Genomic DNA, 18,961 nt, shown 5'->3' on the forward strand with positions numbered 1-18,961 from the left:
CGGTCCCTATCCGTCGCGGGCGTAGGAAATTTGAAGGGAGCTGTCCTTAGTACGAGAGGACCGGGATGGACCAACCTCTGGTGCACCAGTTGTTCCGCCAGGAGCATAGCTGGGTAGCTAAGTTGGGACAGGATAAACGCTGAAAGCATCTAAGCGTGAAGCCTACCCTAAGATAAGATTTCCCATGACGTAAGTCAGTAAGATCCCTTGAAGAACACAAGGTTGATAGGTGAGAGGTGTAAGTGCAGTAATGTATTCAGCTTACTCATACTAATAGATCGAGGGCTTAATCAAAAAAAAGAAAAAACTCTAATTCTTTACAGTCTCTGTATGTAGTTTTCAAAGAATATGGTATATAATAGTACTGTGTTCCGCGTTTTGGCTTCATAGCTCAGTTGGTAGAGCAGTAGACTGAAAATCTACGTGTCCTTGGTTCGATTCCGAGTGAAGCCACCATGGCGCCATAGCCAAGTGGTAAGGCAGAAGTCTGCAAAACTTTCACCCCCGGTTCAAATCCGGGTGGCGCCTCCATTAAAAAACTCCTGAATGAGAAAATCATCCAGGAGTTTTTTGTGCTTTAAATATGAAATTGTTTTGTAAAGGAAACTTGACACAATAAAGAATTAATAGTACTGTTTATGTAAAGGAAGCTTTACAAAGGAGAAAAATATGAAAAACCGTCTTGAAGAACTGAGAAAAAAGCGGGGATTACGGCAGGAAGAACTGGCAGAACTTCTGGAGGTCTCCAGACAGACCATCAGTTCACTGGAAAATGGAAAGTACAATCCGTCTATCTTATTGGCTTTCAGAATCGCGAAGGTGTTCAGCTGTAGTATTGAAGAGATCTTTATTTATGAGGAGGAAGAGAATGGAAAGGAAACTACGTAACAAGTATTTATTAATTACATTTTGGACAGTGCTTGGTTTTTTTGTTGGGAGTAGTGTGTATGTGATCAATGGAGGAGACAGTAATGTGGGAACATTTTTTGCAAAAGCAGCTGGAGCGGCCATAGGTCACGTAATATCCACCATAGTGATTTTTAGAAAAAACCCCAAGTTGAAAACATTGGAAAAGATTCTATCTAAGGATGAGAGAAACAGTATGATTCAAGGTGTTGCTTCTCAGTATAGTTTCTTAGGAACACTAATTCTTGTTTTCGGAGTTATGGTGATTGGTGAAATTCAAGGAAAGTTCTATCTTTCTTTTGGAGCTGCAATATTTGCTGGAGTAATGCTTCTGATGTATTACATAATATTCCGTTTGATATCAAAGCGGATGTAACAGAAAAAATCATAGCAATCCAGGTCAAGAATATAAGTGTAAATTAGGATATCCTTTTAGCAAGGAGGAAGTCATGGAACGATGGGATAAGATCAATGCGGTACAGAAAATGCAGGATTATGTGGAAACTCACCTGCACGAGCCAATCACACTGAAGAATCTGGCAGATGCGGCTGGATATTCACCTTGGCATGCTGCGAAGATATTCAAGGAGCTTTTAGGAAAGACACCATTTGAATACGTAAGAGCCCTAAGACTCAGCAAGGCTGCCATGGTATTACGAGATGGTGGTGAAAAGGTAGTGGATGTGGCATTTGATTTTGTGTTTGATACCCATGAGGGATTCACCAGAGCTTTTTCGAAGGAGTTTGGAATCTCCCCCAAAAGGTACAGTAAAGAGAAAAAACCGGTAAAGCTCTTTATGCCCACCAGGATCCGTGACTACTACCTGATGATTCAGAAAGGAGACCTAAAAATGGAGAAAGAAAGAAAAGCCAGTACTGTGTTTGTGCAAGTGGTGGAAAGACCTGAAAGAAAGCTGATACTGCTAAGAGGCATCAAGGCAACTCACTATTTTGAGTATTGTGAAGAGGTAGGATGTGATGTGTGGGGTATACTGTCATCCATCTCCGAAGCGCTTTTTGAGCCAGCAGGATTCTGGCTTCCAAAACACCTCATCGCAGAAGGAACTTCCCAGTATGTGCAGGGGGTAGAAGTTCCTATGGACTATCAAGGGGAAGTCCCTGAGGGATTTGATGTCATAACTCTTCCTCCGTGTAAAATGATGATTTTCCAAGGAGAACCCTATGAGGATGAAAAGTTCGGGGAAGCCATTGAGGATCTTTGGAAAGTTATGAATGATTATGATCCGAAGCTTTACGGATTTACTTATGCTGATGAAGATGGACCAAGGTTTCAATTGGAACCACAGGGTTTTAGAGGTTATATAGAAGGAAGACCGGTCAGAAGTCTTCTGAAATAGTAGTTGAGATGAAAGAGCAGGAAAAAATCTTGCTTTTTCATTCTTTTTTTTATGCGGATTTCCTTTCTGGGCTTACAAATGTATACAATAAACTGACTATCGTGTTTATTTTGTATTTGCTAATAAGAAAAGATATAATATTTTTATAGTGTTTCAGGTGGTGAAAAGGGGTCATGGTAAATAGTACATTGGATTTTGATACGAATATTCTGGTGAATGCCATTCATGCAGCTACCTGGATTCTGAACCTTCAGACCGGGGAGCTGAGCATCAATGAGCGCTGGGCAGACATGGTAGGATATACTCTCGAAGAGCTTCATCCAATCAGTATCCTTACCTGGAACAGTCTTGCTCATCCTGAGGATGTGGAGAGATCCAAAGAAGAGTTTCAGCGACTTCACAGGGGAGAAGTTTCCAGATATCATCTGGAAATCCGCATGAAGCATAAAAAGGGTCACTGGGTTTATCTTCTGGACAGCGGAAAGATTGTGGAGTATGACACAGAGGGCTCGCCACTCATTGCCATGGGTGTTCATATGGATATCACAGAATCGAAGCTTCTTCAGCTGAAACTGGAAGCCCGTGAAAGACTATTGAGCCAGATTATGGAGAACACCAAAGATATCATCTATAAAATGGACTTAAAAGGCAATCTTACCTTTTTGTCCAATGCTTGGGAAGGACTGCTGGGGTATTCTCTAGAAGAGTCCATTGGCACTTCTGTAGAATCGTATATTCATCCTGAGGATAAAAAGCTCCTTCTTGAGTTTTTGGATAAAGTGAAATACAGCAGAGACCATGAATCACTGTCGGATTATCGCTTTAAAAGAGCAGATGGCACATACTGCGTGTTTGAAACCAATGCCTCCCCTATACTGGAAAATGGAGAAATCACCGGAATAGCAGGGGTTGCGAGAGATATTTCTATTTTTATCAAGAAACAGCAAGAGATTGAGTTTCTCAGTTATCGGGACCAGCTGACAAAGCTCTTCAACAGACATTATCTGGAGAAAGTGAGAGATGAGGTGAAAGCAGAGAAGAACCATCCACTGGGGATCATCACCATGGATGTGAATGATCTGAAACTGGTGAACGACACCTATGGACATGATGAAGGGGATCGCCTTCTTGTGAAGGTATCGGATATATTCAGGCATGTGTTTCCTGCAGACTCTTTGATCTTTAGAATGGGTGGAGATGAGTTCATGGTGGTCCTTCCTCTGATTGAGGAGGAAATCCTGAAGCAGATGAAGCTGAGACTGGAAGAACTTTTGGAAGAGTACAGCAAAGAGGCTTATCCTGTCACCATAGCCATGGGCTACTTCATATCCCATGACCCGGAAGAGGATCTGTTTGAAGTGCTGAAAAAAGCAGATGGATATATGTATGAGGACAAAAGAATTCATAAAATCAATAAATGCAGGAAGTCTTCTTAGCGGAGGACTTCTTTTGCGCTTAAGGAATGCTTCTATGGTTCTGTGGTATAATCAAAAAAAGTTATTGTTAAAAGGAGTGTTTGTTTTGACGCGTCGTTATGATTTTGAAACGTTGGTCAACCGTTTTGATACAGGTTCCTTCAAATATGATCAGATGATCAAATGGAATAAAATGGCAAGAGAAAAGAAAATAATTCCCCTTTCGGTGGCGGATATGGAGTTCAAGACGCCTCCAGCCATTGTGGAGGCTTTGAAGACCTATGTGGAGGAGCATGTTCTTGGTTATACAGGTCCTACAAAGGAATACAATACTTCAGTGGTGTCCTGGATGAAGCGCCGCCACAATTGGGAAATCAGAGAAAAGTCCATTGTAGGGACCCCAGGTGTCGTGGGAGCGTTTTACATGGCAGTCTCAGCTTTTACGAAGCCTGAAGAGGGAGTCATCGTATTGTCTCCGGTCTACTATCCCTTCTACAGTGCAGTGGAGAAAAATGGGAGAACCCTTGTGAAGAGCTCACTGAAGGATGTGGAAGGCCGATATAGGATTGACTATGACGATTTGAGAGAGAAGGCAAGGGACCCCAGAAACACCATGCTGCTTTTCTGCAGTCCTCATAATCCCGTGGGAAGAGTCTGGGAAAAAGAAGAACTGGAAAAAGTGGCGGAAATTTGCGAAGAGAACAATCTTCTTGTGGTGTCTGATGAGATTCATTTTGATCTTGTGATGCCTGGGCATGAGCACACGGTCTTTGCCTCATTGAATGACTGGACCAGAGAGAATACCATTACCTTGACTGCACCCAGCAAAACTTTTAATCTTGCCGGTATGCATACGTCTAATGTGATCATCTGCAACAGGGAGTATAAGAAGAGATTTCTTGAAGAAATGTCCAAGACCGCTGTGATGAATCTCAATGCTCTTGGTTATGTGGCCTGCAGAGCTGCTTACGATGAATCAGAGGACTGGCTGGAGGAGCTCATAGAGGTGATTTATGAAAACCATCTTCTGGTAAAAGAGCATATGGCAAAGCATCATCCGCAGATTAAAGTATATGATCTAGAGGGAACCTATCTTCAGTGGCTGGATCTCAGATCCCTTGGACTTTCCAAAGATCAGCTGGAGAAGCTTCTTCATAAGGAAGCTCTGGTGTTTCTCGATGAAGGATACTTTTTCGGAGAAGAAGGGGAAGGCTACGAGAGAATCAATATTGCCTGTCCTAAGCCTGTGCTGAAGGAAGCTCTCAATAGAATGACAGAAGCGATAAACTCTGTAAAAATATAAGTCAGGGTGGCTCAAAGGTGTAACCGATTCCTTTTGAAAAGGAGATCATTCCATTCATGATCGCGATGAATAATTCTATGCATAAGGGTAAAAAGAAGAGAAAACGAGAGAAAAATGAAGATTCATGAGGGTAGTTCCTGAAGAAACGATCTGGTCACCTAATAACGTGATATGTCAGGGATTTCAGGTTCCCAATATGGTCGCATTTATTCTAGAACCCTGTATAATAACTAATGTGATTGAGCGCTTAAGGCTAAGTTAAGAATATGAGCGCCTGGAGGAATTATAAAGTTATGGGTTGTATATACAACGAAAAGGTAGAAAGAAATATTGCGCCGCTGCTGATCCTTCTCATGGTATTCGGGCTGTCACTTCTATCTGTTTCTTATTATGTGAGTGAAATGGGATGGGACCCTGAGGTCTCTACCATACTGGATCTTTTTCTGACCCTGGTGTTTCTTTTGGCTGGCTATGCCGTGATATTAAAAGGCAGGGAAACCTACAGATACAGCATCATTGGAGATGAACTGATCATTCACCGAATGACCGGTGAGAAGAATGAACTGGTGGCTAAGGTGAAGCTTCATGAAATCAAGAATCTCCATGTGAAAAGCCACAAAACCAATCTTATGGGGCTGATCCGAAAAAATTACTGCAAGAATGTTGTGCGGAAGGGCTGTCTTTGCGAGTATCAGGCAGAGGGCGGATCCAAGTCCTTCTACTTCAGTCCAAGCCCATCCATGCTGAATAAAATAAAATCGGGACGTCAGACATCATAGCGATATGATGTCTTTTTTCATGGCTTCTTTTTGCGGATACCGTTATAATAAATACGTGAATCAATAAATGAAAGAAGAAGGAAGAGAGAATGAAAGGTAAACTGATTGTCATTGAGGGTGTGGACGGCTCAGGGAAGCAGACCCAGTCCGAGAAGCTGTACAGAACCCTCCTGAATAAAGGGCTCAAAGTGATGAAAGTGGATTTTCCGGATTATCAGTCTGAAAGTTCATCCTTGGTAAAGATGTATCTTCGAGGAGACTTTGGAAAGAATCCGGAGGATGTTTCAGCGTATGTGGCGTCCAGTTTTTTTGCTGCAGACCGTTATGCATCTTTTACGACCAAGTGGAAAAGCTTTTATGAGTCCGGAGGGATTGTCATTGCTGACCGGTACACCACAGCCAATATGGTTCATCAGGCATCTAAGATTGATGATATAGAAGAGAGAGATGCATTTTTATCCTGGCTTTACCAGCTGGAATTTGAGATGTATAAGATTCCGGTTCCAGATTTGGTGTTCTTTCTGGATGTGCCGCCTGAAGTGACCATGGAGATGACAAAGGAAAGAAAGAACAAGATCACCGGGGAAAGTCAAAAAGACATCCATGAAGCAGATATAAGGCATCTGGAGACAAGCTACCTGAATGCCCATTATGTGGCAGACAAGTACGGCTGGACAAAGATCAGCTGTGTGGAGGGGAACCTTCTGCGCAGTAAGGAAGATATTTTCAGGGATATTTATCTTGCAGCAGTGGACAAACTCTAGCCTGCGTTTCATTTTCAATGTATTTATAGTATAATGAAATGTAACAATTGGAGGTGTTCAATATGAAACTGATTATTGCCATTGTCAATGATGAAGATGCCATCGATGTCATTGACCTCTTAAATGAAAAAGGATACAGAGTAACAAAGCTTGCGACCACAGGCGGTTTTCTGAAGTCCGGAAACACCACACTCATGATCGGTATAGAAGCGGACAAGGTGGATGCGGTGCTCGGAATCATCGAAGAAACCTGTAAGACAAGACATCAGGTGGTTACCAATCCATCACCTCTATCCACCACGACAGGTGTCTATGTGCCATATCCAGTGGATATCGAAGTAGGCGGAGCAACGATTTTTGTGCTCGATGTGGATAATTTCATCAAGATTTAAAGAAGCGGAGGGTATTGGTTTTGATTGGATTTTTTAAACTTAGAGAGAGGTTTCTAAAAGCCATTAAAAACGATACCCTTTCTCATGCTCATATTTTGGCTGGCCCTGACGGAATCGGGAAATCCCTTTTGGCAGAAACGGTAGCCAGAGAGATCCTGGGTTTTGGCAACAGGGATTCAGTGGACATTGTCAGGGTGCGTCCGGAGAAATCCATCATCACCGTGAATCAGGTGCGGGAGGTTGTTCTGGAAGCGTCTCTGAAACCCTACGAAGGATACAAGAAAGTCATTATCTTTTATGAAGCGGACAGAATTGGGCAGGAAGCCCAGAATGCTCTTCTGAAGACCATTGAGGAACCAATGCCCGGTGTCTTTTTCTTTCTTCTGGCAGAAAATGAGATGTTCATGGCAGAAACCATAAGATCCAGATGCCATCTGCATAAGCTGCTTCCCATGGATGATGGGGAGATGGACGCATTTCTTACGGAATATATTCCCTCCTTCAATGAAAAGGAGAAGAAACGATTTGAGGAAGAAAGTCTGAAACTGTCTCTGTCAGGGAAGAAGGGAAAGGTTGAGCCACAAAGAAGTCTCACGCTCACAGCAGAAGAGAAAAAGAAAGTCATCTCCTGTGCCCGGGGGATCCCTGGAAAAGCCGAAGAAATTGTTCTGGCTGGATTAAGAGATGAAGGTCTCAGTCAAAGTTTTCTTCTTTTGAGAAAGCTTTCAGACCGAAAAAAGATGCGGACACCCAGTTATCATGAAGTGCTCGCAGCGCTGGAGATCTTCACAGAAATGGATCTGATTCAAGTCTTTGATGATTTCATCTATGCAGTAAACGCAATTCTCAAGAAGAAATCCCTGGATGAAGAAGTGTTCCTTCTGGACTCGCTCAAAGGGGAAGTGGAATCTCTCTCCACGGATCTGACCTTCAGGACCTTGGAAAAGTATCTTGAGGTATTCTATGAACTGAGAAAATACATTGGATTGGGTGTCAACATCAACAAAGAAACCGTCTTAAGCAGTTTGCTTTTGAGATTAGCGGAGGTTTAAACAGTAAATGATAAAAGTAATAGGGGTGCGGTTCAAGAAAGCCGGGAAGATTTATTATTTTGACCCGCTTCAGTATACCGTAGAAAAAGACGCTGCAGTAATTGTAGAGACAGCCAGAGGTATTGAGTTTGGTCAGTGTGTTGTTGGCATCAGAGAAATCAGTGAGAAAGAGATTTTCTCGCCTTTGAAACCTGTCATCCGCGTGGCCACTGAAGAGGATATCAGAAAGCATTTGGGCAATCGGGAAAAGGAAAAGGAAGCTTTTTCGGTATGTGAGAAGAAAATCGTGGACCATAAGCTGCAGATGAAGCTTGTGGACGTGGAATATACATTTGATGGTTCAAAAATTATTTTTTACTTCACTGCAGACGGCAGAATAGATTTCAGAGAGCTGGTAAAAGATCTGGCCACCATTTTCAGAACAAGAATAGAGCTGCGTCAGATTGGTGTAAGAGATGAGGCAAAGATGCTTGGTGGCATCGGCATGTGTGGAAGAAGCCTCTGCTGCTCCACTTGGCTGGGAGACTTCAACTCTGTATCCATCAAGATGGCGAAAGAGCAGAATCTGTCTCTGAACCCAACGAAGATCTCCGGGATCTGCGGCAGACTCATGTGCTGTCTGAGCTATGAGCAGGAAGCCTACGAGGAAATCCGTCAGCGCCTTCCAAAGGTTGGCTCTTATGTGAAGACGCCAAAGGGAAAAGGGGATGTCATCGGAAACAATGTGGTGAAAGAATCTGTAAATGTCAGAATCAACCTGCAGGATGAGGAAATCATTGAGAGCTTCCCAATCAAAGAGGTGACCCTTCTGAAGGGAGAGTATGAGAATCCAAAGGAAGAAGTGGTCTCAGAACCGGATGAGGAAGAGTATGTGGAACTGACTGCCAATGCCAAGATTCCAAAAGAGAGAATCAGAAAGAAAGAACGGTAAAGACTGAAGGTAACGCCCTATGTGTTAGGTGTGTTGCCTTTTGTGTTTTTTTAAGGAAATTTCGCTACAGTGGATGTAAGCTTTCAAGATTTGTTCATAACTATATGAAATAATGATGAGGAAGAAATAAGGAAGCTTAGGTTCAGTACTTTCCTTTATGAATTAAATTTGATATAATTTAATTGTACGAACTAGTAATATTACAATGAAACGGAGGTGGGATCATGTCGATGGATAGTTTTTTTGGGTCTCTATTTGACATGGTGGAGAGCAGTAAGATGGAAATGGACCGATGTCCGAAATGTCATATCACTTTTCAGGATTTCCAGAGAAGTGGGCTTTTAGGATGCAGCTACTGTTACGAACATTTTTCAAAATCATTGATCCCCACCATCAAAAGAGTTCAGGGAGGACTTGTGCACACAGGGAAGATTCCAAAGAATGCTTCCCAAGAAGTGGTCAGCAGAAGAAAAGTGGATGAGCTGAAGCTTCGTCTGAAGGAACTCATACAGGAAGAAAATTTTGAAGAGGCAGCAAAGGTTCGCGATGAAATTCAGGAACTGAAAAAGATATTTGAGGCAGGTGAGGAAAATGCTACCTAAAGAATCCCTTGTTTTACGAAGCAGAGTGCGCCTGGCTAGAAATCTGAAGCTGGTACCGTTCCCTCACAGACTGGAGAGTGAACGGGCAAGGATGCTGGTAAAAGCAGTGGAAGAGGCTTTTTATGTGAGCAAAGCCATGGAAGAAAGTTATGACACCCATCGTATGTGGGAACTTGGAAGAACAGAACTACTGGTGGCTTTTGAAAAACATCTGGTCAGCGCGAAGCTCATCAACAACAGCGATATTTCTGCTTACATTATAGATAAAGAGGAGGACGTCAGCCTCATGATCAATGAGGAGGACCATATCAGACTCCAGGTCATGGGCAGAGATCTGAATCTGTCCGCTTTGTATGAAAAGGCATCAAAGATTGATGATCTTCTCAGCGAGAAACTGAATTTTGCCTTTGATTACAATCTGGGTTATATCACAGCCTGTCCCACAAATCTTGGCACCGCCATGCGGGCATCTGTGATGCTCCATCTGCCGGGGTTCACCCTGACAGACCGCATTGGTTATGTTTCTCAGGCTCTGGCTCAGATGGGGATGACCATCCGGGGCATTTATGGAGAAGGCTCCCAGGCGGAAGGGAATATTTACCAGATTTCCAATGAGGTGACTTTAGGGATGAAAGAGGAAGATATTCTCTACAACCTGAGGGACACCATCGACAAGCTCCTGGATGAGGAGCAGGACCATCAAAGAAAGCTTTTAAATGAATTTTCTTTAGAAATGGAAGATAAGATTTACAGGAGTCTGGGGACACTTATGAATGCAAGACTCATGACATCCAAGGAAGCGCTGTACCACCTGTCCCTCGTCCGTATGGGCGTAGAGACGGAAGTGCTGAAGGATGTGGATATGGAGCTTATAGATTCACTCATCATCAATACTCAGCCGGGTATGATGAAGAGAGCTTATGGAATCGAGCTCAATGATAAAGAACGTGACATCAACAGAGCGAAGATCATTCGTAGTATATTTTAGAGTTAGAGGAGGATGCGTTTAGAATGTTTGAACGGTTTACAGAACGGGCAAAAGCAACCCTGATGCATGCGCAAAAAGAATCACAGCGACTGCAGCATGGGTATATTGGAACAGAACATATTTTATTTGGGATTGCCAGCGTCGAAGGCGCAGGAAGCAATCTTCTGCATGAAGCAGGTCTCACAAAGGAAGTCATCCAGTCAATGATTGAAGAAACCTTAGGTACAGGAAATGGGATGTTTTCGGGTTCAGGTCAGTTTGCTCTGACACCAAGAACCAAGCGTCTTTTGGACAACAGCTTTAAAGAAGCGAGAAACCTGGGCCAAAATTACATCAGTCCGGAGCATATGCTTCTGGCTATTCTCTCTGAAGAAGAGGGAGTTGCCTATTCCATGATTGAGAGTCAGGGCATAGACATCACAAAACTGAAGAATGAGATCATCAAAAGCTTCAGCAACCAAAACCAGAGTCAGGAACCTGAGACAAGAGGCCAGGACCGGGTGGAGACCAAAGCGCTGGATCAGTTCGGCAAGGATCTGACGGAAATGGCGCGGGATGGAAAGCTGGATCCTGTCATTGGAAGAGGAGATGAAACAGAGAGAATTCTTGAAATACTTTCCAGAAGAACCAAAAACAATCCTGTGCTCATTGGAGACCCTGGGGTTGGTAAGACTGCCATTGCAGAAGGTCTTGCCCAGAGGATTGTGAAAGGGAATATTCCGGAGCTTCTGAAGGACAAGAGAGTGGTTTCTCTTGATATTTCTCAGATGCTTGCTGGTGCAAAATACCGTGGAGAGTTTGAAGAAAGACTAAAAAATGTACTGAATGAAATCAAGAGTGCGAAAAATGTGATTCTCTTCATAGATGAGATCCATACCATCATTGGTGCAGGGGGTGCAGAGGGAGCCATCGATGCGGCGAATATTCTGAAGCCTGCTCTTGCGAGAGGAGAAATCCAAGCCATTGGCGCTACTACCATCGATGAGTATAGAAAACATTTTGAAAAAGACAGTGCACTGGAAAGAAGATTCCAGCCGGTTCATGTGGGAGAGCCTACAAAAGAAGAGGCAAAGCTGATTCTGAAAGGCCTTCGGGATAAGTATGAAGCGCATCACAGAATCAAGATCACCGATGAAGCGCTGGATGCTGCTGTGGAGCTTTCGGACCGCTATATCACCGACAGATTCCTGCCGGATAAAGCCATCGACCTTATGGATGAGGCTGCAGCGAAAGTGAGGATCCAGAACCTCACAGCACCACCTGATATCAAGAAGATTGAGGAAGAGCTGAAAAACATTAAGAAAGAGAAGGAAGAAGCGGTTTCTCTGCAGGACTACGAGAAAGCGGCAAAACTGAGAGATAAAGAAAATGAAGTGAGAAAAACCCTGGAGGATACCAAGAACAAGTGGAAGACAGGAGCCATCGGCAGTGCCGACCTTGTGGTGGGAGAAGAGGATATCGCGCAGGTGGTATCCAGATGGACTAAGGTGCCAGTGAAGAAGCTAACAGAAAGTGAATCAGACAAGCTGCTCAATCTGGAGAAGATCCTCCATGAGCGTGTCATTGGGCAGGAAGAGGCGGTAAGTTCCATCTCAAGAGCGGTTAGGCGTGCAAGAGTGGGGCTGAAAGATCCCAACAGACCCATTGGTTCCTTTATATTCCTGGGGCCAACCGGTGTGGGTAAGACAGAGCTTTCGAAAGCTCTGGCGGTTGCCATGTTCGGTTCCGAGAAATCCATGATCCGCGTAGATATGTCAGAGTACATGGAAAAACATACAGTGTCGAGACTCATCGGATCTCCTCCGGGATATGTGGGCTACGACGAGGGAGGCCAGCTGACAGAAGCTGTAAGAAGAAATCCTTATTCCGTGGTGCTCTTTGATGAAATCGAAAAAGCCCATCCGGATGTGTTCAATGTGCTGCTGCAGATTCTGGAAGATGGAAGACTCACCGATGGAAAAGGAAAGACCGTAAACTTTAAAAACACCATCATCATCATGACATCCAATGTGGGAGCATCCACCATCAAGAAGCAGAAGACGGTAGGATTCAGCATCGCTCAGGATGCCAGTTCAGAAGAGTATGACCGCATGAAAGAAAATATCATGGAAGAGCTGAAACGTTCTTTCCGGCCGGAGTTTCTCAATAGAATCGATGACACCATTGTCTTCCACAGCCTCTCCAGTGAAGACTTAGACAAGATCACCAGGCTGATGCTGGATGAAGTGAGCAGAAGAATTGCAGAGAGGGAGATCTATCTTTCTTTCTCTGATGAGACCACTGCGTTCATGACAAAGAGCGGATTTGATACAGCCTATGGTGCAAGGCCTCTGAGAAGAGCCATCACAAAAGAGCTGGAAGATACTCTTTCAGAAGAAATGCTGAAGGGCCTCATCCAGAAGGGTGACGAAGTGCTCGTGAATGTGGAGGACGGAAAGCTCGTCTTTAAGAAAACAGGAGCACGGGAAGTCCGAGTGGAAAAAAGAACCGGAATCAACCGTGAGATGGAAGAAGAAGCACAAAAGAATGAAGAATCGGACAACCAGTAACTCATTCTCCAGAATCTTTTTCATAGTTTTCATGGGAGTTTCATGAAGTATTAAGTTTCATAAGATAGAATGAACCCATAATCAGTATAGATACTAGATCAGCTGATTATGGGTTATTTTTTAAGTGTGAGGAAAAAATATGGCAAAGACAAAATCAAAAACCCAGTATGTATGCCAGAGCTGTGGCTCCGTATCCGCAAAATGGCTGGGGAAATGTCCCGACTGCCTTGAGTGGAATACATTCCAAGAGGAGGCTATGCTTCCTAAGCAGACGAGAGTGGAGGGGATTTCCAGTCAGAGCGCTCCAAAACCCATCACTGAAATCCTGTCCGGGGACAAGGAACGCTTTGATACCGGTATTTCAGAGCTGAATCGGGTTCTGGGAGGAGGGCTTGTGAAAGGTTCTCTGACGCTGATCTCTGGAGATCCAGGCATTGGAAAATCAACACTTCTTCTTCAGTGCGCTCATGAAATCGCGAAGCGCTATGGCACCGTGCTCTACGTATCTGGAGAGGAATCCGAGGAGCAGATCAAGATTCGGGGAGACAGGCTTTCAGCCACTGCAGAGAAGCTTTTTATCGTTTCTGAGACATCCATGGAAGTCATCGAAGGACACATCAGAGACCTGAAACCAGCCTTCGTGATCATCGACTCCATTCAGACTGTATATACAGAGAAGGTGACGTCAGCGCCAGGATCTGTCTCTCAGGTGCGTGAGTGTGCCAATTCTCTTATGAGAATCGGAAAACTCATGGGTATTCCCCTGTTCATTGTAGCTCATGTGACGAAACAGGGAGAACTGGCAGGACCGAGAGTTCTGGAACATATGGTGGACTCAGTCCTTTATTTTGAAGGCGAAAGAACGGAAGAAATTAGAGTGCTTCGAACCATGAAGAACCGTTTCGGCACCACATCAGAGATTGGGGTCTTTGAGATGGCAGCGGAAGGACTTGTGGAGGTTTATGATCCTTCACGTATTTTCTTGGAGGATCATCGTGGAGCTAAAGAAGGGTCCATGGTCATCGGAATCATGGAAGGCACAAGGCCACTGCTTGTCCAGGTGCAGTCTCTTGTGGCGGAAACCAAAGCGGTGATGCCAAGAAGATCAGCCCTTGGGATTGAACTTCCAAGACTGAACATGATTCTTGCGGTTCTCGAGAAAAAGCTGAAGATTCCATTTTATGCCAGCGATGTTTATGTCAATGTGGTAGGAGGACTCAGTGTGGAGGGAACGTCTCAGGATTTGGGGCTTGCTCTGTCCTTGGTTTCCAGCGCAAAAGGAAGGGACATCAAATACGACAGGCTCATGGCCATAGGAGAGATTGGACTCACAGGAGAAATACGTCCTGTGAATCATGTGGAAAGACTCATTGGCGAAGGGGTGAAAATGGGATTTGAGTATTTCATGATTCCATCCAGGAACATGGAAAAGATCAAAATCAAGAACATTCATCTCATTCCTGTGGAAACTTTAAAAGAAGCTGTGAATAAAATATTCTAAGTTTGCTTTTTTGTGTAAAAGTTAAGAAAATATGTTTATAATGAAACTACCCATTTGTTCCAGTGGGAATATCAATTTGGAACGTATTATTTTGAAGGAGGTGCAGATGTGATACGAAATTTAGTAAGAGGAATTGTCACTTTAGTGGGTGCTGTACTGGGATATGCCACAGCAACAGGAATTCTACTCATCCCTTATCTGGATGATTTGAGCTTTACGAAAGGTCTTCCTTTCACCATTGGTCTTTTTGCAGTAACCATACTTTTATTCGCACTTATTTTTTTCTTATTATCATCTTCCATTTACAAACTGCTGATAAAGACTAACAAGATCATTGAAAAAAACCTCTCCGGGATGTCAGTCACAGAGATTCTTTTTGGGGCGGTAGGTGCCATTATTTTTCTTGTGATCACCTTTTTCCTGACCATGCCCATCGCCAACGCCTGGCCGGGGTTCGGAGGACTTGTGACTGTGCTTCTCAATATTGCTGCAGCCATGCTTGGTGCCAATATTGCCCTTAAGAAAAAAGAGGAAATACTGAATTTCTTCAGTGGTCTGAGAGTGAAAGGGCATACACCTAAAGAGAAGACAGAAAAACAGGTCATGGTGGGCACACCAAAAGTCTTGGATACTTCTGTCATCATTGACGGCAGAATCTACGATATCTGTAAGACTGGATTTGTGGAAGGGAAGCTCATCATTCCGTTTTATGTGCTGGAGGAGCTGAGACATATCGCGGATTCTTCTGACTCTCTTAAAAGAAACAGGGGTCGGAGGGGCCTGGATATTCTGAATAAAATCCAGAATGAACTGGATATTGAAGTGGAAATCTGGGAGAAAGACTACAAGGACATACAGGAAGTGGATTCAAAGCTCCTGAAACTGGCTACAGAGATTAAAGGCCAAGTGGTCACCAATGATTATAATCTCAATAAAGTGGCAGAGTTCCAGAGAGTGCCCGTGCTGAACATCAATGAGCTGGCCAATGCGGTGAAACCAATGCTTCTTCCCGGAGAGGAAATGAGTCTTCTCATTTCAAAGGTAGGTAAAGAGCAGAACCAGGGCATAGGTTATCTGGATGACGGGACCATGATTGTTGTGGAAGACGGTAAGAGGTACGTAGGAGATACACTTTTTGTGATTGTCACTTCAGTGCTTCAGACAGCGGCGGGACGAATGATTTTCGCAAAGCCCAAGGTGGACTAGGATGGTCATAGGGCTGATTGTATCTGGAGGCAAAGGTCTCCGTATGGGATCTGAGGTACCAAAGCAGTTTCTTCCCGTTCAAGGAGTGCCGATTCTTATAAGAACGCTGATGGCATTTGATGAAGTGGACTCTTTGGAGGCACTGGTGCTTGTTCTTGGCAAGGACTTCATCGAGTATTTCAAGGAGCTGGGATATACACCAAGAAAACCTCTTTATATCGTCGAAGCGGGAGAAGAGAGGTTCTCTTCTGTCAGGAATGGTCTGGAAAAAGCCTACGAACTGGATCCGGAATCTGTAGTTCTTATTCATGACGGGGTAAGACCGCTGGTTTCTAAGAAAATCATTGAAGACGGGATAGAATATTCCGGAAAATATGGCGCTGCTGCCTGTTCTGTAGCGCTGAAAGATACCGTGAAGTCTGTGGGGGAGGACGGGTTTTCCACAGGGACTCTGGAACGTGAAAAATATAGGCTGATTCAGACGCCCCAGTGTTTTTTCACAAAGGAGATCCTGTCAGGACATAAAAGAATTCAGGAGATTGACAGCCAGGTAACAGATGATACTGCAGTGTATGAGGCGTTTTATGGTTCTGTTTATCTTTATGAAGGATCCTATGAGAACCTGAAGGTCACAACACCGGAAGATCTTCTGTTAGCAGCAGCAATTCTTGCTAACAGAGAGATAGAAAGCTGTAAATAATGAATATTTTTTTGAGGTGCACCATATACGGAAGTATATGGTGTTCTTCATTGGCGTTCAATTGTTTTGGTGATATCATACTGCCAATAAAATTAGGGTTGTGTTAATTTATTCATAAAATGTTAACGATATTATAGAAAATCTATTCGACTTCTTTCGCGATTAGTGTTAAAATAACCGTAAAGGGTTACATGAGCAGTTCTACAAGCTTAGAACGTCTCAGGAGGTTGGAGGAACTTATGCGGAGTGAGTTGAAGCAGATACTGAAAAAGTATCCCGTCATAGCGGCCGCTAAAGACATCCACGGCCTGGAAGATGCATGTCAGTCAGAAATTCAAATTATCTTCATCCTTTTTGGGGATATTATTAACTTGCCGAATATTGTCAAGAAAGCAAAACTTTGTGGGAAACTTGTCTTTGTTCATATGGATCTCATTGAAGGTCTGGATACGAAAGAGATTTCTGCAAAGTACATTCGGGACTTTACAGAGGCAGATGGAATCATATCCACCAAATCAAATGTCATCAAAGCCGGTAATGAGATGGGACTCATAACTGTGCAAAGGTTCTTCATGCTGGATTCCATGGCAATGGAAAAAGCAAAGAAACATATGGAGTATGCCTATGCAGATGCATTTGAAATTCTTCCCGGAGTCATTCCCAAAGTCATCAAAAAGATTTCTAATTTTACGGAGATTCCCATCATTGCAGGTGGTCTCATCGAAGATCAGAATGACACATATACAGCTCTCGATTCGGGAGCATCAGCAATTTCAACAACTAATAAGAGTTTGTGGAAATTTGTAGTAGAGTTATAGAGAAAGCTACAAGCTTATTAAGTTTGTAGCTTTTTATATATACAAAAATAAAAAAATACCAGGGGGGTACAAAATGAAAAAGTACGTTATCGCACTTGACCAAGGAACCACCAGTTCCAGAACCATCATTTTCGACAAAGAGCAGAACATCGTTGGCGTTGCTCAGAAGGAATTTACCCAGATTTATCCTAAGCAGGGTTGGGTAGAGCATAATCCAATGGAAATCTGGTCCTCACAGTATGGTGTCCTCAATGAAGCAATGGCTCAGGCTGGTATCAGAGCTGACGAAGTTGCTGCCATTGGTATCACAAACCAGAGAGAAACAACTGTGGTTTGGGATAAGAACACAGGAATTCCTGTTTACAATGCCATCGTGTGGCAGTGTAGAAGAACATCCAACATCTGCGACGAACTGAGAGCAAAAGAAGGAATGGCTGACTATGTAAGAGAAAACACCGGTCTTCAGATCGATGCTTACTTCTCTGGAACAAAGATCAAGTGGATTCTTGACAACGTGGAAGGTGCTCGTGAAAAGGCTGAAGCTGGAGATCTTCTTTTCGGAACAGTTGACACATGGCTGCTCTGGAAACTTACAGAAGGAAGAGTTCATGCAACAGACTACACCAATGCATCCAGAACTATGGTTTATAATATCAAAGAACTGAAGTGGGACGAGAAGCTTCTGGCTGAACTGAACATTCCAGCATCCATGCTTCCAGAAGTTAAGAAGTCTTCTGAAGTTTATGGCGAAACAAATATCAATGGAGTTATGATTCCGATTTCCGGTATCGCTGGAGACCAGCAGGCTGCTCTTTATGGCCAGACCTGTTTCTTACCTGGTGAAGCAAAGAACACATACGGAACAGGATGCTTCCTGCTTGTAAACATCGGTGAAGAAATGAAACTGTCCAACAACGGACTGGTTACAACCATCGCTGCTACATCCCATGACAAGGTTCAGTATGCTCTTGAAGGTTCCATCTTCGTTGGTGGTGCTGTAATCCAGTGGATCAGAGACGAACTGAAACTTATCTACGATTCAAAGGACTCCGAATACTTCGCTACAAAGGTGAAGGACAATGCAGGCGTTTATGTAGTTCCAGCGTTCGTTGGACTTGGCGCACCACATTGGGATCAGTATGCTAGAGGAGCAATCCTTGGACTTACAAGAGGAGCAAACAGATATCATATCATCAGAGCAGCTCTGGAAGCTATTGCTTATCAGACAAAGGACGTTCTGGTTGCTATGGAAAAAGATGCTGGCATCGAGCTTCAGAACCTGAAGGTTGACGGTGGAGCTTCTGTTAATAACTTCCTGATGCAGTTCCAGGCTGACATTCTTGACAGATCTGTTCTTCGTCCAGTTATTGCTGAAACTACAGCTCTTGGTGCTGCATATCTTGCAGGTCTTGCTGTTGGATTCTGGGCTAACGAAGATGAAGTTAAGACCAAGTGGGCTGTTGATGGAGAATACAATCCTAAGATGGCTGGAGAAGACCGTGACGCTTTATATGCTGGATGGCAGAAAGCAGTTGGCAGATCTCTGGATTGGGAAAACAAATAGGAAACAGGTAACATCTGACATTAATCTTCTCACTATGCCGCTTGCGGCATAGTGAGAATGAATAATGACTCGAAGAAAGAACCATAGAATTACAGGCTTGGCGGATGAATGCCGTAGAAGCAGCAGATAAGGA

The 18,961-nt window shown here is 43.7% G+C and carries 18 protein-coding genes, 2 tRNA genes and 1 rRNA gene; all 21 read left to right on the forward strand.

The genetic code is table 11. The features are described 5' to 3' along the window. A 23S ribosomal RNA gene (locus DEF30_RS06910) occupies positions 1-294 on the forward strand; the annotation flags it as partial. An 86-nt stretch (positions 295-380) separates the two neighbouring features. Further along, positions 381-456 (forward strand) — tRNA-Phe (locus DEF30_RS06915). Between the two features lies 1 nt (position 457). Further along, positions 458-531: transfer RNA gene (locus DEF30_RS06920), tRNA-Cys, on the forward strand. Positions 532-669: 138 nt separating this feature from the next. Then, positions 670-888, forward strand: coding sequence for a helix-turn-helix transcriptional regulator (locus tag DEF30_RS06925; RefSeq protein WP_294097584.1), 219 nt, complete (start codon positions 670-672; stop codon positions 886-888). Beyond that, on the forward strand, positions 869-1,282 hold the full coding sequence (locus tag DEF30_RS06930) for a hypothetical protein (RefSeq protein WP_294097586.1): 414 nt from the start codon (positions 869-871) through the stop codon (positions 1,280-1,282). Before DEF30_RS06925 ends, DEF30_RS06930 begins: the two co-directional genes overlap by 20 nt. 73 nt (positions 1,283-1,355) lie before the next feature. Then, positions 1,356-2,264 (forward strand): AraC family transcriptional regulator, encoded by a 909-nt coding sequence (locus DEF30_RS06935; protein ID WP_294097587.1) that lies wholly within the window; start codon positions 1,356-1,358, stop codon positions 2,262-2,264. A 173-nt stretch (positions 2,265-2,437) separates the two neighbouring features. Further along, positions 2,438-3,700, forward strand: a complete 1,263-nt coding sequence (locus DEF30_RS06940; RefSeq protein WP_294097588.1) for a sensor domain-containing diguanylate cyclase — start codon at positions 2,438-2,440, stop codon at positions 3,698-3,700. Between the two features lie 85 nt (positions 3,701-3,785). Further along, entirely contained in the window at positions 3,786-4,982 is a 1,197-nt protein-coding gene (locus DEF30_RS06945) for a MalY/PatB family protein (protein WP_294097590.1), read from the forward strand. A gap of 293 nt (positions 4,983-5,275) precedes the next feature. Continuing rightward, positions 5,276-5,761, forward strand: a complete 486-nt coding sequence (locus tag DEF30_RS06950) for a hypothetical protein (protein ID WP_074913126.1) — start codon at positions 5,276-5,278, stop codon at positions 5,759-5,761. Positions 5,762-5,850: 89 nt separating this feature from the next. Further along, positions 5,851-6,525, forward strand: a complete 675-nt coding sequence (locus DEF30_RS06955) for a deoxynucleoside kinase (RefSeq protein ID WP_294097595.1) — start codon at positions 5,851-5,853, stop codon at positions 6,523-6,525. Positions 6,526-6,587: 62 nt separating this feature from the next. Further along, positions 6,588-6,917, forward strand: coding sequence for a cyclic-di-AMP receptor (locus DEF30_RS06960; RefSeq protein WP_074913122.1), 330 nt, complete (start codon positions 6,588-6,590; stop codon positions 6,915-6,917). Between the two features lie 20 nt (positions 6,918-6,937). Continuing rightward, a complete protein-coding gene (locus DEF30_RS06965) occupies positions 6,938-7,969 on the forward strand; it encodes an AAA family ATPase (RefSeq protein WP_294097602.1) in 1,032 nt (343 codons plus the stop codon). 7 nt (positions 7,970-7,976) lie between these two features. After that, complete coding sequence (locus DEF30_RS06970; RefSeq protein WP_294097603.1) at positions 7,977-8,900, forward strand: stage 0 sporulation family protein; 924 nt, start codon at positions 7,977-7,979, stop codon at positions 8,898-8,900. A 230-nt stretch (positions 8,901-9,130) separates the two neighbouring features. Beyond that, positions 9,131-9,502 (forward strand): UvrB/UvrC motif-containing protein, encoded by a 372-nt coding sequence (locus DEF30_RS06975; protein WP_294097605.1) that lies wholly within the window; start codon positions 9,131-9,133, stop codon positions 9,500-9,502. Beyond that, the gene (locus DEF30_RS06980) at positions 9,492-10,490 is read left to right on the forward strand and encodes a protein arginine kinase (protein ID WP_294097606.1); all 999 of its coding nucleotides are present in this window, start codon (positions 9,492-9,494) and stop codon (positions 10,488-10,490) included. The genes DEF30_RS06975 and DEF30_RS06980 overlap by 11 nt, the downstream gene beginning before the upstream one ends. Before the next feature lie 23 nt (positions 10,491-10,513). Beyond that, entirely contained in the window at positions 10,514-13,039 is a 2,526-nt protein-coding gene (locus DEF30_RS06985; RefSeq protein WP_294097608.1) for an ATP-dependent Clp protease ATP-binding subunit, read from the forward strand. 139 nt (positions 13,040-13,178) lie between these two features. Further along, positions 13,179-14,540 carry a DNA repair protein RadA gene (gene radA, locus DEF30_RS06990; RefSeq protein WP_294097610.1) on the forward strand — a complete coding sequence of 454 codons (1,362 nt, stop codon included), beginning with the start codon at positions 13,179-13,181 and terminating at the stop codon, positions 14,538-14,540. Between the two features lie 108 nt (positions 14,541-14,648). Next, entirely contained in the window at positions 14,649-15,746 is a 1,098-nt protein-coding gene (locus DEF30_RS06995) for a PIN/TRAM domain-containing protein (protein WP_294097612.1), read from the forward strand. 1 nt (position 15,747) lies between these two features. Next, positions 15,748-16,446, forward strand: a complete 699-nt coding sequence (gene ispD / locus DEF30_RS07000; RefSeq protein WP_294097614.1) for a 2-C-methyl-D-erythritol 4-phosphate cytidylyltransferase — start codon at positions 15,748-15,750, stop codon at positions 16,444-16,446. A gap of 239 nt (positions 16,447-16,685) precedes the next feature. Next, positions 16,686-17,264: a glycerol-3-phosphate responsive antiterminator gene (locus DEF30_RS07005; protein WP_294097616.1), complete on the forward strand. Its 579-nt coding sequence runs from the start codon at positions 16,686-16,688 to the stop codon at positions 17,262-17,264. Between the two features lie 73 nt (positions 17,265-17,337). Continuing rightward, complete coding sequence (gene glpK, locus DEF30_RS07010) at positions 17,338-18,828, forward strand: glycerol kinase GlpK (RefSeq protein ID WP_294097618.1); 1,491 nt, start codon at positions 17,338-17,340, stop codon at positions 18,826-18,828. Positions 18,829-18,961: the final 133 nt, after the last annotated feature.

Source organism: Proteiniclasticum sp., assembly GCF_003514505.1.
Classification (GTDB): domain Bacteria; phylum Bacillota; class Clostridia; order Clostridiales; family Clostridiaceae; genus Proteiniclasticum.

Bases quoted from the DNA above. Each gene is read 5' to 3' on its own strand.
- DEF30_RS06925 (WP_294097584.1), top strand. From the start codon at position 670: ATGAAAAACCGTCTTGAAGAACTGAGAAAAAAGCGGGGATTACGGCAG.
- DEF30_RS06930 (WP_294097586.1), top strand. From the start codon at position 869: ATGGAAAGGAAACTACGTAACAAGTATTTATTAATTACATTTTGGACA.
- DEF30_RS06935 (WP_294097587.1), top strand. From the start codon at position 1,356: ATGGAACGATGGGATAAGATCAATGCGGTACAGAAAATGCAGGATTAT.
- DEF30_RS06940 (WP_294097588.1), top strand. From the start codon at position 2,438: ATGGTAAATAGTACATTGGATTTTGATACGAATATTCTGGTGAATGCC.
- DEF30_RS06950 (WP_074913126.1), top strand. From the start codon at position 5,276: ATGGGTTGTATATACAACGAAAAGGTAGAAAGAAATATTGCGCCGCTG.
- DEF30_RS06955 (WP_294097595.1), top strand. From the start codon at position 5,851: ATGAAAGGTAAACTGATTGTCATTGAGGGTGTGGACGGCTCAGGGAAG.
- DEF30_RS06960 (WP_074913122.1), top strand. From the start codon at position 6,588: ATGAAACTGATTATTGCCATTGTCAATGATGAAGATGCCATCGATGTC.
- DEF30_RS06970 (WP_294097603.1), top strand. From the start codon at position 7,977: ATGATAAAAGTAATAGGGGTGCGGTTCAAGAAAGCCGGGAAGATTTAT.
- DEF30_RS06975 (WP_294097605.1), top strand. From the start codon at position 9,131: ATGGATAGTTTTTTTGGGTCTCTATTTGACATGGTGGAGAGCAGTAAG.
- DEF30_RS06980 (WP_294097606.1), top strand. From the start codon at position 9,492: ATGCTACCTAAAGAATCCCTTGTTTTACGAAGCAGAGTGCGCCTGGCT.
- DEF30_RS06985 (WP_294097608.1), top strand. From the start codon at position 10,514: ATGTTTGAACGGTTTACAGAACGGGCAAAAGCAACCCTGATGCATGCG.
- radA (WP_294097610.1), top strand. From the start codon at position 13,179: ATGGCAAAGACAAAATCAAAAACCCAGTATGTATGCCAGAGCTGTGGC.
- ispD (WP_294097614.1), top strand. From the start codon at position 15,748: ATGGTCATAGGGCTGATTGTATCTGGAGGCAAAGGTCTCCGTATGGGA.
- DEF30_RS07005 (WP_294097616.1), top strand. From the start codon at position 16,686: ATGCGGAGTGAGTTGAAGCAGATACTGAAAAAGTATCCCGTCATAGCG.
- glpK (WP_294097618.1), top strand. From the start codon at position 17,338: ATGAAAAAGTACGTTATCGCACTTGACCAAGGAACCACCAGTTCCAGA.